Genomic DNA, 13,230 nt, shown 5'->3' on the forward strand with positions numbered 1-13,230 from the left:
GCGTTTCGAGGGTCGCAGCGGACACGGTGCGCGTGTGACCAGGGCGAACGCTGGGGGTGCTGGGGGCGCAGCCGTGCATCGGCTCCCCGCGGTCGCCCCGCTCCTCGCTGTCCTCGCTCTCGAGGTCGCGCCGCGACGCGCAGAGGCCCCGCCGACCGGGTCGACGGGGCCTCGAGCGTCGGAGGGTCAGCGGCGTCGGCGGTCCCAGTGCGCGAAGCCGGCGTTCCGGGCGGCCTCCTCGCTCTCGAACCAGACCTCGGCCCGGACGGCGTCGTAGCTGGGCGAGTCGGTGGTGTGGAAGAGCATCGAGCCCACGTTGCCCTTGACCTCCCAGCCCGCGGGGCCGGTCCCGTCGTCCAGGGGGTCCGCCGACCCGGGGCCGTACACCGACTCCGCGAACACCGGTGACGCCTCGGGCGTGGCACCGGCGTCGACCGTGGTCGCGTCCTCGTCGCCCGCCACGGCCGTGCGCCCCTCGTCGGCGTGGACCACGTCGGTGCCGTCGGCACTGGTCAGGGTGCTGTCGTCCTCCGTACGGCGGTCCTCGACGGTGTCCCTGACGACCCCGGCGTCCGTGTCCTCGCCCGTCTCGTACCCGGCTCCCCGGGCTCCGGCCGCGGTCGCCCCGGTCGTCGTCTCGGGGGTCTGGTCCTGGGAGAAGGCCCGGTCCTGGGAGGTCTGGTCCTGCGAGACGTCACGGTCCTCGTCGGAGGCCCGCAGCACCTCGTCCGCCGTCAGCGGCTCGTCGTGGCCCGCGGAGGTGGTGACGCCGTCCGGCTGCTCCTGGTCGGTCGTCGCCAGCGGCTCCTGGCGGGCTCCGTCGGACACCTCCTCGTCGCTCAACGGCCGGGCCGCGGTGGCGCCGTACCCGGCCGCGGCGGACGTCCCCGTGTCCCCGGCGTGCTCGACGTCCCCGGCGTGCTCAAGGTCCCTGGCGTGCTCAAGGTCCCTGGCGTGCTCAGCGTCCCGGGCGTGCTCGGCATCCCCGCTGTCCGCAGCGGCGTCCTCATCGGTGTTCCGGGCGGCCGCCCCGGCCGCTGCTCCACCGGCGGCCCCCAGGGCCCCGATCCTGGCGGCCTGGCTCAGCCGGTCGTCGTCCCCGCCCGCGCCGTCACCGGTGTCCGTGGCTGGGGCGTCGGCCGTCACGTCCGTCACGGCCGGCTCGTCGGCCGGGGTGGTGTCGGCGACCGCCGCGGGCCCGCCGTACCCCTCGGTCTCACCGGCCGTGAGCTCCTCGGTGGGGTGCTGGTCGACGAGGCTTCCCGTCGCGTCGGGCCCCTCGTCGTCGGGACGGTAGCTCTCTCCGGCGTAGGTCCCGGGCTCGCCGCCCTCGTAGGCCCCGGCAGCCGGCTGGTAGGGCTCGGCCGCGACGGCCTCGTCCACCGTGGCGTCCCGGTCCGCCGCGGCGTCCGGGCCGGTCGTCGCCCCGATGTCCTCGGCGTAGGTGAGGCTGTCGTCGGTGGCGACGTCGTCGACGGTGGAGCCGCCTCGGTCCTCGACCGCGGAGCCGTCCCGGTCGTCTGTCGTGGAGCCGTCCCGGTCGTCGGCCATCGTGTCGGCACCGGTCGCGGCGCTGGCCGGCGGCTCCTGGGAGGGCGCCTCGTGGACCACGGGCTCCTCGTCGACGGTCGTCGCGTCGGCACCGGCTGCACGGTCGTAGGTCGACGGCTCCGCCGGGGCCGCCGTCACGTCGTGGTCCCCGACGACGTCGCCCCCGACCACGGGGGCCGCACCGGCCTGCTCGTGACCGACGCCCCGGTCGTGGGCGACGGGGCGGTCCGCACCCTCGCGCAGGTCCGCACCCTCGCGCAGGTCTGCCTCCTGGTCGTACACGCCCCGCTCCGGTGCACCGGCCAGGCGCCCCTCCTCACGGCCCGACACGCGGTCGTGGTCGTGGTCGCTCCCCGCGACCGCGTCGTCCCCACCGTCGCGGTCGCGGTCGCGGTCCTTGCCGGGCGAGCGCAGCAGCACGATCACGGCGGCCGCGATGAGCAGCAGCAGCAGAGCGATCATGATCCACTTGGTGGTGTCGTTCATGTGGCGTTCCTCCCTGTGGCGACCGGGGACGGCCGCGTCCGAGGCACCCGCAGGAGTTGCGGCGCTGCGTCCACCGTAGTGCGAAGCCGCCGGTCGGGCGAGGGATGGAGGGTGCGGGGCGCGTCGTGCCCGCCGCGCCGACGACCGACCCCCCGTGGTGCGGATGGGACAATCGAGGCTCCCCGCCGACAGGAGACAGACGCACGTGAGCACGCAGACGGAGCTGACCGGGGTGGCCGGGTGGGCGGTCGACCTCATGGAACGGCTGGGCGGGCCGGGTGCGGGCCTGGTCATCGCCCTGGAGAACCTCCCCCCGCTGCCGAGCGAGGTGATCCTGCCGCTCGCCGGCTTCACCGCGAGCCAGGGCACGTTCACCGTCGGCGGGGCGATCTTCTGGACGACCGCGGGGTCGGTGGTGGGGGCCCTGGCCATCTACACCCTCGGGGCGGTCTTCGGGCGCGACCGCTTCCGGGCGGTGTGGGCGCGGCTGCCGCTCGTCAACCTCGAGGACCTCGACCGCACCGAGGCCTGGTTCGGCCGGCACGGCACCAAGGCCGTCTTCTTCGGCAGGATGGTGCCGATCTTCCGCAGCCTCATCTCGGTGCCGGCCGGCATCGAACGGATGCCTCTGCCGGTCTTCCTGGCGCTGACGACCGCGGGCAGCCTGCTGTGGAACACCCTGTTCGTCGTGGCGGGCTTCCAGCTGGGGGAGAACTGGCACGTGGTCGAGGACTACGCCGGGGTCTTCCAGAAGGTGGTCCTCGCCGTCGTGGCCGTGGCGGTCGCCTGGTTCGTCGTCTCCCGGGTCCGCAGCCAGCAGGCCCGCCGGCCCTCGTGACCTCCGTGGACCGGCCCGGGGACCCGCCGCCCGCCCCCCGGGTCGGGGTCGGACCGTGGGAGGGCCCGTGGCCGACCGACGGGGCCGGCGGACTGCCCGCGCACCTGGATCCCGAGCTGCTGCGCGAGGGGGACCGGCGCAACGTCGTCGACACCTACCGCTACTGGCGGCACGAGGCGATCGTGGCGGCCCTGGACACCCGGCGGCACGGCTTCCACGTCGCGGTCGAGAACTGGGAGCACGACTTCAACATCGGCTCGGTGGTGAGGACCGCCAACGCCTTCAACGCGGCCGCGGTCCACATCGTGGGGCGTCGCCGCTGGAACCGCCGTGGCGCCATGGTCACCGACCGCTACCAGCACGAGCACCACCACCCCGACGTGGACCACCTGGCGGCGTGGGCGGCCGAGCGGGAGCTGCCGCTGCTCGGCGTCGACAACGTCCCGGGCTCGCTCCCCCTGGAGGGGTATACCGTGCCGCGCGACTGCATACTCCTCCTCGGTCAGGAGGGACCGGGGCTCTCGCCACCGGCCCTCGCGGCGTGCTCGCAGGTGCTGGCCATCACCCAGTACGGCTCGACCCGGTCGATGAACGCCGGGGCGGCCGCGGCGGTCGTCATGTACCACTGGGCCCTGCAGCACGCGGGCACGTCGTCGGCGGGGCCTCCGGCCTGAGACACTGGCGGGCATGCGCCGACGTCTCACCTCGACCCTCACCGCCACCGTCAGCTCGCCCGTCGAGGCCACCCTGGGGGTGGCGGTCGCCGACGGCGTGGACCGCGAGGAGGAACGCCTCGTCGTCACCCTCGACGGCAGCCAGGTCGACGTCGAGGAGGTCCTCGACCCCGCCACCGGGTCGCGGTGGCACGTGCTGCGCGACGTGGGTCCGGGGGACCTGCGGGTGGAGTATGCGGCGACCGTCGCCGACGGGGGGGTCGCCGGTCCGGTCACCCCGCTGGAGCGCATCCGCGGCGTGCGTGCGACCGAGCCGCTACGTCGACCTGGACCGCCTCGAGTCGGTCGCCCGGGCCGAGGTCGGCGCGGTGGTCGACGAGGAGGACGTGCTCCGCGTGGCGACCTGGGTCAACGAGCACCTCAGCTACGTCCTGGGCTCCTCGCGGGTGACCGACGGGGCCAGCGACACCTACCTGGCCCGGCGCGGCGTGTGCCGGGACTACGCGCACCTGACGATGGCCCTCCTGCGCGCCCGCGGGATCCCCGCCCGGCTGGTGGCCTGCTACGCCCCCGGCCTGTCGCCGATGGACTTCCACGCCGTCGTCGAGGCGGCCGTCGACGGCCGCTGGGTCGTGCTGGACCCCACCCGCCTGGCACCGCGCTCCTCGCTCGTGCGGATCAGCACCGGGACGGACGCGGCGGAGACGTCCTTCCTCACCGTGCACACCGGCGGGCTGTCCTTCGGCGGGCTCACCGTGACCGCGGTGGTCGAGGGCGAGGACCTGCCGACCGACGACCACGTCTCGACGGTCTCGGTCGGCTGATCCGGGCGCCGGTGCGGCCGACCTCCCGGTGCCGGCCGGTCCCTGCGGGCGGTCAGCGCAGGGCCGTCAGCTCCACCTCGACGAACATCGAGGAGCTGCGGGTGCCCGTGTAGATGCCCCGCAGCGGAGGGACGTCGCCGTACTCCCGGCCCCGGCCGATCTCCACGTGCCGCTCGCCGGGCTGGATGGCGTTCGTCGGGTCCATCCCGACCCACTCGCCGTCCCACCAGCGCACCCACGCGTGCGACTCGCCCGTGTAGGGCCGCCCCACCTCCGGCTCGCGGACCGGCAGCAGGTAGCCGCTGACGTAGCAGGCGGGGATCCCCACCGAGCGCAGGCAGCCGATCGTCAGGTTGGACATGTCCTGGCACACGCCGGAGCGGGTGGCCCACGCCTCCGCCGCCCGGGTGTGCACCCCGGTCGAGCCGGACACGTAGCTCATCTCCTCGTGGACCATGTCCACCACCTCGCGGGCGCAGGCCCCGGGGGTGGCGCTGCGGCCGGCGATCTCGGCCACCCGCTCGCGCAGGTCCTCCGGTGGCTGCACCGAGGGGGACTGGTGCAGGTACTCGCTGAGGTCGTCGAAGATCTGGGGGGAGCGGATGTCCTCCCAGCCCAGGCCGTGGCCGTCGACCCTGGGCCGCTGCACGTCCACGGTGGAGGAGGCCGCCACCATGAGCCGGGGGTGCGGTTCGTGCACCTCGAACTGGGTCACGGTCGTGCCCCAGTAGTCGGAGTACGTGTTCGTCCAGGCCACGGGGGTGATGTCGACCTTGGTGTGCAGCACCTGCTGGTGCAGGGTCTGCCGGGGGGTCATCCTCGCCTCGTTGAAGGAGTGGGAGGCTGTGCCGGCGTACTCGTAGCCGGTGCGGTGCACCACGCGCAGCAGCATCAGCGCACCCCCGCCCGCCAGACGGCCTGGCCGGCACCGTCGAAGTAGTGGGTGGACACGGCGTCGTTGATCTGGCTGCAGGTGCGCTGCAGCTGGCTCATCCGTTCGGGCAGGGTCAGCATCATCTCCTCCAGGGAGCCGTACTCGAGCTCGGCGCGGGCGCGTCCCAGCATCCGGTGGGCCTCCCCGGCCCGGCCGTGGACGGCGCCCAGGCCGGTCGCGGCCGGCAGCCCGGGGTCGGGCCGTCGTCCGCGTCGCGGCAGCGTCTCCAGGGACACGAGGGCCTCCTGGGCCTGCTCCAGGGCGGACAGCAGCGAGCGGGGAAAGAGCCGGTCCAGCAGGAGGAACTCGGCCGCCTGCTGGTCGGTGGCCGCCCCGCGGTAGGTGCGGATGAAGGCGTGGTGGGCCCCGCACGCGCGCAGGGTCTGGGTCCAGGCCGAGGGCGAGTCGGCGTTGTAAGCGGCCGACTCGATGATCCGGGAGGTCATGTCGACCCGCTCCATCGAGCGGCCCAGCATCATGTAGTGCCAGCCCTCGTCGTGGCTCATCGTGGAGTCCGCCAGGCCCACGACCACCGCGCACCGCTCACGCAGCAGCTGGCAGGCCCGGTGGGCGGGCAGGTGCTGCAGCCGGTTGCCGCGCATCATGTTCCAGGTGGTGTTGATGGCCTCCCACATCTCCAGCGAGACGGTCTCGCGGGAGCGGCGGGCGCTCTCCCGGGCTCCTTGGAAGGCGGCCACCATCGAGGTCGGCGAGGTCTCGTCCCAGCCGAGCATCCGCAGCACCGTCTGGTGGTCCGGGCTGGCCTCGTCGTCGATGCCCATGACGCGCAGGAGCACCAGGCTGGTCGTCTCCTCGTCGAGGACGGGGTCCTCCAGGAGGAGGGTGAGGTGCACGTCGAGCAGCCGCGAGGTGTCCTCGGCGCGCTCGAGGTAACGCCCGATCCAGTAGAGCGACTCCGCGATCCGGCTCAGCACGGCATACCTCCCTGGTGGTCCCGGGGCTGCTCGTGGCCCCGTCCGTCCTCGTCCTGCCCGACCTGCTGCTGCTGCTGCTGCTCCTGCTCGGCCGGCTCGGCCTCGGAGCGGGCCAGGGCGACCTGCGGGGCGGAGGAGACCTGCAGCTGGCGCTGCTGACGGGGTTCGACCCGGGTGCGCCGCCCGTCGCCGGAGAGCACCCAGGTGTCCTTGGACCCGCCGCCGCGGCTGGAGTTGACGATGAGCTCGCCCTCCCCGAGGGCCACCCGGGTCAGCCCGCCGGGCAGCACCCACACCTTCTCGCCGTCGTTGATCGCGAACGGTCGCAGGTCCACGTGCCGAGGACGCATCCCGTCGGGGACCATCGTGGCCACGGTGGACAGCTGCACCACCGGCTGGGCGATCCATCCGCGCGGGTCGGCGCTCACCCTGGCGCGCAGCGCGTCCAGCTCGGCCCGGTCGGCCTGCGGCCCGATGACGATGCCCTTGCCGCCGGAGCCGTCCACCGGCTTGAGCACGAGCTCGTCCAGGCGGTCCATGACCTCCTCGCGGTGGGCGGGCTCCTCCAGGCGCCAGGTGTCGACGTTGGGCAGCAGCGGCTCCTCGCCCAGGTAGTAGCGGATCAGCTCGGGGACGTAGCTGTACATCAGCTTGTCGTCGGCCACGCCGTTGCCCACCGCGTTGGCGATCGTCACGTTGCCCGCCCGGGCGGCGTTGAGCAGGCCGGGACAGCCCAGGACCGAGTCGTTGCGGAAGGCGACCGGGTCGAGGAAGTCGTCGTCGACCCTCCGGTAGATCACGTGCACCGGCTGCAGCCCCTGGGTGTCGCGCATCATCACCCGCCCACCCTGGACGACGAGGTCGCGACCCTCGACCAGGCGGCAGCCCATGAGCCGGGCCAGCAGGGTGTGCTCGAAGTAGGCGGAGTTGTAGGGCCCCGGGGTGAGGACGACGACCTCGGGGTCCTGGACGCCGCTGGGGGCGGCGGCCCGCAGGGCCCGCAGCAGCCGGGAGGGGTATGACGTGACCGGGCGGATCCGGTGGGTCCCCACCATCTCGGGGAGGGTGGAGGTCATCGCGGCCCGGTTGGTCAGCACGTAGGAGACGCCGCTGGGGATGCGGACGTTGTCCTCCAGCACGCGGAAGGTGCCCTCCGCGTCGCGGATGAGGTCGATGCCGGAGACGTGGACGCGCACGCCGTTGCCGGGCTGGATGCCGAAGGCGACCCGGTGGTAGTGCGAGCTGGTGGTCACCACGTGGCGGGGCAGGACGCGGTCGGTGACGATCTGCATGGCGCCGTAGATGTCCGCGAGGAAGTGCTCGAGGGCACGCACCCGCTGGGCGACGCCGGCCTCGACGTGGCCCCACGTGGCCGCGTCGATGATGCGGGGGACGATGTCGAGCGGGAAGGGCCGTTCCTCGCCCTCGTAGTCGAAGGTGACGCCCTGGTCGTGGTAGCTCGTGCTGACGTAGTCGGCCCGGGCGCGCACGTCGTCGTCGCCCAGGGCCGCGAACTGCTCGGCGACCTGCTCGTAGGTCTGACGGACGGCCCCGTCTGAGGCCACCGTCTCGTCGAACACCTCGGTCCGGGTCGGGTAGTCGGTGAAGGGGCCTGGCATGGGCACACCCTAGTGGTCGGCTCCGTCCTCACCCCGCAGGCGAAGCCCGCCGACCCTGTGGAAGAGTGGGAGGGAAAGCGCGCCGACGCCGTTCCACCAAGGAGGACCCATGCCGATCGCCACTCCCGAGGTCTATGCCGAGATGATCGACCGGGCCAAGGCGGGAAGCTTCGCCTACCCGGCCATCAACGTCAGCTCCAGCCAGACCCTCAACGCCGCCATCAAGGGCTTCGCCGACGCCGGCAGCGACGGCATCATCCAGGTCTCCACCGGCGGGGCGGAGTACTTCTCCGGCCAGGGCGTCAAGGAGATGGTGACCGGCGCGATGGCGTTCAGCGCCTTCGCCCACGAGGTCGCCAAGAAGTACGACGTCAACATCGCGCTGCACACCGACCACTGCCCCAAGGACAAGCTGGACGGCTTCGTGCGGCCGCTGCTGGCCGCCTCGATCGAGCGGGTCCAGCAGGGCGGGCTGCCCTACTTCCAGTCCCACATGTGGGACGGCTCGGCCGTGCCGCTGGAGGAGAACCTGCAGATCGCCGAGGAGCTCCTCGAGCTGTCCAAGCGGGCCCGGACCATCCTCGAGGTGGAGATCGGGGTCGTCGGCGGCGAGGAGGACGGGGTCGCCAACGAGATCAACGAGCAGCTCTACACCACCCCCGAGGACGCCGTCGCCACGATCCGGGCGCTCGGCGGCGCTGACAAGGCGCGCTACCTGACGGCCCTCACCTTCGGCAACGTGCACGGCGTCTACAAGCCCGGCAACGTCCGGCTGCGGCCCGAGATCCTCAAGGCCGCCCAGGAGGCCGCGGCCGCCGAGCTGGGGCAGGGGGCCGACGACCGGCCCTTCGACCTGGTCTTCCACGGCGGGTCCGGCTCCAGCGCGCAGGAGATCTCCGACGCGGTCGACTACGGCGTGGTCAAGATGAACATCGACACCGACACGCAGTACGCCTTCACCCGCTCGATCGCCGGCTACATGCTGCGCACTACTACGAGGGTGTGCTCAAGGTCGACGGCGAGGTCGGCAACAAGAAGCAGTACGACCCGCGGGCCTGGGGCAAGGAGGCCGAGGCGGCCCTGTCCGCCCGGGTCGTGGAAGCCTGCGAGAACCTGCGCTCGGCCGGGACCCACCGGTGACGGCCGGGCCGGGCGAGGACCTGCTCGGCATCCCGCCGACCCGGCTGCCCGAGGACCCGGCGGCGACCGCCCTCGAGGAGCAGGACCCCCGCGCGGTCGCGACGGCATACCCCTCCTCCAGCCTGGCCTGGGCCGTGCTCGCCGAGCACGCCATGGCCACCGAGGACCCGGTGACCTCCTACGCCTTCGCCCGGACCGGGTACCACCGGGGCCTGGACTCCCTGCGTCGCGCCGGCTGGCGCGGGCAGGGGCCGGTCCCGTGGGAGCACGGACCGAACCAGGGGTTCCTGCGGGCGCTGGCCGCGCTCGCCAGGGCCGCCGGCGCGATCGGCGAGGAGGAGGAGCGGGTGCGCTGCACCGAGTTCCTCCGGGCGTCCTCGACCACGGGCGCGCGCGAGCTCGGGCTTTAGCCGGCGACCGGGCGCCGGCCTGCCGGTCGGTCCCCTCGGTCTGCCGGTCGGTCCCCGCGGTCGGCGCCGGGGCCCCTTGACCGCTCCGGCGCCGACCGCGCCCCCTGAGGGTCGGATGGTGCGCGTCCCCTGACGTCCTCACCCGACCACCGCCCATCCAACCAGACCCGGGCGGGTGGCGTCACGCCCCCCGATAGAGTGGGGCGTCCGGGAACGCAGCTGAGGAAAGGTCCGGTATGCCAGCGATCGTCCTGATCGGTGCCCAGTGGGGCGACGAGGGCAAGGGCAAGGCCACCGACCTGCTCGGCAGCAGCGTCGACTACGTGGTGAAGTTCAACGGGGGGAACAACGCCGGCCACACCGTCGTCATCGGCGACCAGAAGTACGCCCTGCACCTGCTGCCCAGCGGGATCCTCTCCCCGGGGTGCACCCCGGTCATCCCAACGGCGTCGTCGTGGACCTGGGGGTCCTCGTCGAGGAGATCGACGCGCTCGAGGAGCGGGGGGTGGACACCGGCAAGCTGCTCCTGTCGGCGAACGCCCACGTCATCCCGCCGTACAACCGCGTCCTGGACCGGGTCACCGAGCGCTTCCTGGGCAGCCGGAAGATCGGCACCACCGGCCGGGGCATCGGACCCACCTACGCCGACAAGATGAACCGCGTCGGCATCCGGGTGCAGGACCTCTACGACGAGTCGATCCTGCGGCAGAAGATCGAGGCGGCGCTGGCCACGAAGAACCAGCTGCTCGTCAAGATCTACAACCGGCGCGCGGTCGAGGTCGAGGAGACGATGACCGAGCTGCTGCGCCACGCCGAGCGGCTGCGCCCGATGGTGGCCGACACCGCCCTGGTGCTCAACGAGGCGCTCGACCGCGGGGAGACGGTGCTCTTCGAGGCCGGCCAGGCGACCCTGCTCGACGTCGACCACGGCACCTACCCCTTCGTGACCTCCTCCAACGCCACCGCCGGCGGTGCCTGCACCGGCTCCGGCGTCGCCCCCACGCGGGTCGACCGCGTCGTGGGCATCTTCAAGGCCTACACGACCAGGGTCGGGGAGGGGCCCTTCCCCACCGAGCTGGAGGACGAGCACGGCCAGTTCCTGCGGGACGCGGGGCACGAGTACGGCACCACGACCGGTCGCCCGCGCCGCTGCGGCTGGGCCGACGTCGTCATCGGGCGCTACGCCCAGCGGATCAACGGCATCACCGACATGGTGGTCACCAAGCTCGACGTGCTCACCGGGCTGGACACCGTCCCGGTCTGCGTGGCCTACGACGTGCAGGGCGAGCGGTTCGACGAGATGCCGGTGAACCAGTCCGACTTCCACCACGCCCGTCCGGTGTACGAGGAGCTGCCGGGCTGGCAGGAGGACATCACCGGCTGCCGCACCTTCGAGGAGCTGCCCGCCAACGCCCGGGCCTACGTGCGTCGCCTCGAGGAGCTCATGGGCACCCGGATCTCGGTGGTCGGCGTCGGCCCGGGCCGTGACCAGTCCATCGTCCTGCACGACATGCTGGGGCGGGACTGAGCGGTGCCCGCGGTCGACGTCACCGTCGCCACGCACCTTGCCGTGCCTCGGGAACGGGTCGCCGCCTTCGCCGGCGACCCCGCCAACGCCCCGGCCTGGTACGCCAACATCCGGTCGGTCCGGCCGCACGGCGCCCCGGTCGTTGCGGTGGGGGCCCGCACCGACTTCGTCGCGCACTTCCTGGGGCGCGAGCTGGCCTACACCTACGAGATCCGTGAGCTGCTCCCCGGGCGGCGGCTGGTCATGAATACCGACGACGGGCCGTTCCCGATGGAGACCACCTACACCTGGTGGGACGAGGACGGCGGCACCGGCATGTCGCTGCGCAACCGGGGCCGGCCCCGGGGCGTGGCCTCGCTCGGCTCGGCCCTCCTGGCGGCCGCGGTGCGCCGTGCCACCGGCAAGGACCTGGCCCGTCTACGGGCACTGCTGGAGGAGCAGGACCGGGACCGTCCCTGAGGACAGCCTGCCCATGCTGGCGGGGAGGGCCGGCAGGCGGTAGGCATGGGGCATGCAGGTGCGTCGTGGCATCCGTGACTACCCGGCCGTGGGAGTGGTGCTGCTGACGGCCCTCGTCGGGATCGTCCTGGAGGTCACCGGCCCACCGGGGGCGGCGCGCTGGGTCGTGAGCGCGGTCGCGCTGGGGATCGCGGCGCTGCAGCTGCGGGGGATGGTCGCGGACCTGCGGGCGGGGACCTACGGGGTCGACGTGCTGGCGGTGACGGCCGTCGTGTCCACGGTGGCGGTGGGGGAGTACTGGGCCGCGCTCGTCGTCTGCCTCATGCTCACCGGCGGTGAGGCCCTGGAGGACTACGCCTCGGCCAGGGCGGGCCGGGAGCTGACGAGCCTGCTGGAACGGGCCCCCAGCGTCGCCCTGCGCGAGCTGGACGGCGGGGGGACCGAGCGGGTGGACTGGCCGTGGTGCGCCCGGGGGACCGGTTGGTGGTCCGGCCGCACGAGGTGGTCCCGGTCGACACCGTCCTCGACTCCGACGACGGTGTCTTCGACGAGAGCTCCCTGACCGGGGAGTCCCTCCCGGTGGAGCGGGTCCGGGGCGACCGGGTCCTCTCCGGTGCCCTCAACGGGGCCGCCGCCGTGCGGCTGGTGGCGACCGCGACCGCGGCCGACTCGCAGTACCAGCGCATCGTGACGCTGGTGAAGGAGGCCCAGGAGTCCCGCGCGCCCTTCGTCCGGCTCGCCGACCGGGTGGCGGTGCCCTTCACCCTGACCGCCTTCCTCATCGCGGGGCTCGCCTGGGGGCTCTCCGGCGACCCCCTGCGGTTCGCCCAGGTGCTGGTCGTGGCCACCCCGTGCCCGCTCATCATCGCCGCCCCCGTCGCCTTCATGGCCGGCATGTCCCGCGGTGCCCGCGGCGGGATGATCGTCAAGGACGCCGGGACCCTCGAGCAGCTGTCAAGGTCCGCACGGTCGCCTTCGACAAGACCGGAACGCTCACCCACGGCCGCCCCGAGGTGGTCGCCGTCCACGTCGTCCCGGCTGCCCGGGTGGAGGAGGTCCTCGCCGCCGCGGCCGCCGTGGAGGCGTGGTCGGCCCACCCTCTCGCCCGGGCCGTCGTGGCCGCCGCCCGGGAGCGCGGGGAGGTCCCGGTCGCGACCGACGCCCGCGAGGTGCCGGCCCACGGGGTGGAGGCGGTCGTCGAGGGGACGCTCGTCCGCGTGGGCAAGCTGGCCTTTGCGGCCCCCGGGGCGGCCGGGGGCGTGGCGGCATCCTCTCCGCCGGAGGAGTCCGCGGCCACGTCGTCGGCCCCGGCGGGGCACACGCAGGTGCACGTCTCCCGGGACGGCCTCCTCGTCGGGACGATCGTGCTGGCCGACGTGGTGCGCGCCGAGACGACCGGGACGCTGGCGCAGCTGCACCGGATGGGCATCGCGCGCACGTGATGCTGCTCACCGGTGACGCCGAGGGCACCGCCCGGCGGGTCGCCGCGCAGGTCGGGCTGGACGACGTCCGGGCCGGCCTGCTGCCCGAGGACAAGGTGACGGCGGTGACGGGTCTGCCCGACCGACCGGTCCTCATGGTGGGGGACGGGGTCAACGACGCACCGGTCCTGGCGGCCGCCGACGTGGGGGTGGCCATGGGCGCCCGGGGGTCGGCGGCGGCCGTGGAGTCGGCCGACGTCGTGGTCATGCTCGACGACCTGGCCCGCGTCCCACGCCTGGTCCTGCTGGGGCGGCACACCATGCGGGTCGCCTGGCAGGCCATCGCGATCGGCGTCGGTCTCTCGGTGGTCCTCATGCTGGTCGGGGCCACCGGGAGGATGCCGGCCTTCG

Annotated in this window: 11 protein-coding genes and 4 pseudogenes; 11 read left to right on the forward strand and 4 right to left on the reverse strand. The window is 73.5% G+C overall.

Translation table 11 applies throughout. The features are described from left to right. Window positions 1-186 precede the first annotated feature (186 nt). Window positions 187-2,037 (reverse strand): hypothetical protein, encoded by a 1,851-nt coding sequence (locus ACQ95T_RS02035; protein WP_425938957.1) that lies wholly within the window; start codon window positions 2,035-2,037, stop codon window positions 187-189. Window positions 2,038-2,200: 163 nt separating this feature from the next. Here ACQ95T_RS02035 and ACQ95T_RS02040 point away from each other — a divergent pair, with 163 nt between their 5' ends. The 3 genes from ACQ95T_RS02040 to ACQ95T_RS02050 all read left to right on the forward strand — a co-directional run bounded on the left by ACQ95T_RS02040 (window position 2,201) and on the right by ACQ95T_RS02050 (window position 4,373). Next, a complete protein-coding gene (locus ACQ95T_RS02040; RefSeq protein ID WP_431473467.1) occupies window positions 2,201-2,875 on the forward strand; it encodes a DedA family protein in 675 nt (224 codons plus the stop codon). Then, window positions 2,872-3,549 (forward strand): TrmH family RNA methyltransferase, encoded by a 678-nt coding sequence (locus tag ACQ95T_RS02045; RefSeq protein WP_425938960.1) that lies wholly within the window; start codon window positions 2,872-2,874, stop codon window positions 3,547-3,549. The genes ACQ95T_RS02040 and ACQ95T_RS02045 overlap by 4 nt, the downstream gene beginning before the upstream one ends. A gap of 302 nt (window positions 3,550-3,851) precedes the next feature. After that, window positions 3,852-4,373 carry a transglutaminase-like domain-containing protein gene (locus tag ACQ95T_RS02050; RefSeq protein ID WP_431473468.1) on the forward strand — a complete coding sequence of 174 codons (522 nt, stop codon included), beginning with the start codon at window positions 3,852-3,854 and terminating at the stop codon, window positions 4,371-4,373. 52 nt (window positions 4,374-4,425) lie between these two features. Here the strand turns inward: ACQ95T_RS02050 and ACQ95T_RS02055 are convergent, their stop codons facing one another. From ACQ95T_RS02055 to ACQ95T_RS02065, 3 genes are read right to left on the reverse strand one after another with little or no spacing between them, the layout of a single operon-like run. Next, the gene (locus tag ACQ95T_RS02055; protein WP_425938964.1) at window positions 4,426-5,265 is read right to left on the reverse strand and encodes a transglutaminase family protein; all 840 of its coding nucleotides are present in this window, start codon (window positions 5,263-5,265) and stop codon (window positions 4,426-4,428) included. Continuing rightward, the gene (locus ACQ95T_RS02060; RefSeq protein ID WP_425938966.1) at window positions 5,265-6,242 is read right to left on the reverse strand and encodes an alpha-E domain-containing protein; all 978 of its coding nucleotides are present in this window, start codon (window positions 6,240-6,242) and stop codon (window positions 5,265-5,267) included. The genes ACQ95T_RS02055 and ACQ95T_RS02060 overlap by 1 nt, the downstream gene beginning before the upstream one ends. Continuing rightward, complete coding sequence (locus ACQ95T_RS02065) at window positions 6,236-7,861, reverse strand: circularly permuted type 2 ATP-grasp protein (protein WP_425938968.1); 1,626 nt, start codon at window positions 7,859-7,861, stop codon at window positions 6,236-6,238. The genes ACQ95T_RS02060 and ACQ95T_RS02065 overlap by 7 nt, the downstream gene beginning before the upstream one ends. A gap of 109 nt (window positions 7,862-7,970) precedes the next feature. Here ACQ95T_RS02065 and fbaA point away from each other — a divergent pair. The 8 genes and pseudogenes from fbaA to ACQ95T_RS02105 all read left to right on the forward strand — a co-directional run. Then, window positions 7,971-9,001 (forward strand): annotated as a pseudogene (gene fbaA, locus ACQ95T_RS02070) (class II fructose-bisphosphate aldolase). After that, complete coding sequence (locus ACQ95T_RS02075; RefSeq protein ID WP_425938972.1) at window positions 8,998-9,411, forward strand: DUF3151 domain-containing protein; 414 nt, start codon at window positions 8,998-9,000, stop codon at window positions 9,409-9,411. Before fbaA ends, ACQ95T_RS02075 begins: the two are co-directional and overlap by 4 nt. Before the next feature lie 236 nt (window positions 9,412-9,647). Beyond that, window positions 9,648-10,939 (forward strand): annotated as a pseudogene (locus ACQ95T_RS02080) (adenylosuccinate synthase). A gap of 3 nt (window positions 10,940-10,942) precedes the next feature. Next, window positions 10,943-11,398: an SRPBCC family protein gene (locus ACQ95T_RS02085; RefSeq protein WP_425938976.1), complete on the forward strand. Its 456-nt coding sequence runs from the start codon at window positions 10,943-10,945 to the stop codon at window positions 11,396-11,398. A 52-nt stretch (window positions 11,399-11,450) separates the two neighbouring features. After that, complete coding sequence (locus ACQ95T_RS02090; RefSeq protein WP_431473469.1) at window positions 11,451-11,960, forward strand: hypothetical protein; 510 nt, start codon at window positions 11,451-11,453, stop codon at window positions 11,958-11,960. Next, window positions 11,900-12,250 (forward strand): annotated as a pseudogene (locus ACQ95T_RS02095) (heavy metal translocating P-type ATPase); the annotation flags it as partial. The gene ACQ95T_RS02090 and the pseudogene ACQ95T_RS02095, both read left to right, overlap by 61 nt. A gap of 161 nt (window positions 12,251-12,411) precedes the next feature. Then, window positions 12,412-12,840, forward strand: coding sequence for a hypothetical protein (locus tag ACQ95T_RS02100; protein WP_431473470.1), 429 nt, complete (start codon window positions 12,412-12,414; stop codon window positions 12,838-12,840). Beyond that, a pseudogene (locus ACQ95T_RS02105) lies at window positions 12,840-13,145 on the forward strand (HAD-IC family P-type ATPase); the annotation flags it as partial. The gene ACQ95T_RS02100 and the pseudogene ACQ95T_RS02105, both read left to right, overlap by 1 nt. Between the last annotated feature and the right edge of the window lie 85 nt (window positions 13,146-13,230).

Origin of the sequence: Ornithinimicrobium carbonis, from assembly GCF_050703245.1 — a bacterium.
GTDB lineage: Bacteria > Actinomycetota > Actinomycetes > Actinomycetales > Dermatophilaceae > Ornithinicoccus.

Coding starts and splice junctions, on each gene's coding strand:
- ACQ95T_RS02035 (WP_425938957.1), bottom strand. CDS start 2,037: ATGAACGACACCACCAAGTGGATCATGATCGCTCTGCTGCTGCTGCTC.
- ACQ95T_RS02040 (WP_431473467.1), top strand. CDS start 2,201: ATGGGACAATCGAGGCTCCCCGCCGACAGGAGACAGACGCACGTGAGC.
- ACQ95T_RS02055 (WP_425938964.1), bottom strand. CDS start 5,265: ATGCTGCTGCGCGTGGTGCACCGCACCGGCTACGAGTACGCCGGCACA.
- ACQ95T_RS02065 (WP_425938968.1), bottom strand. CDS start 7,861: ATGCCAGGCCCCTTCACCGACTACCCGACCCGGACCGAGGTGTTCGAC.
- ACQ95T_RS02090 (WP_431473469.1), top strand. CDS start 11,451: ATGCAGGTGCGTCGTGGCATCCGTGACTACCCGGCCGTGGGAGTGGTG.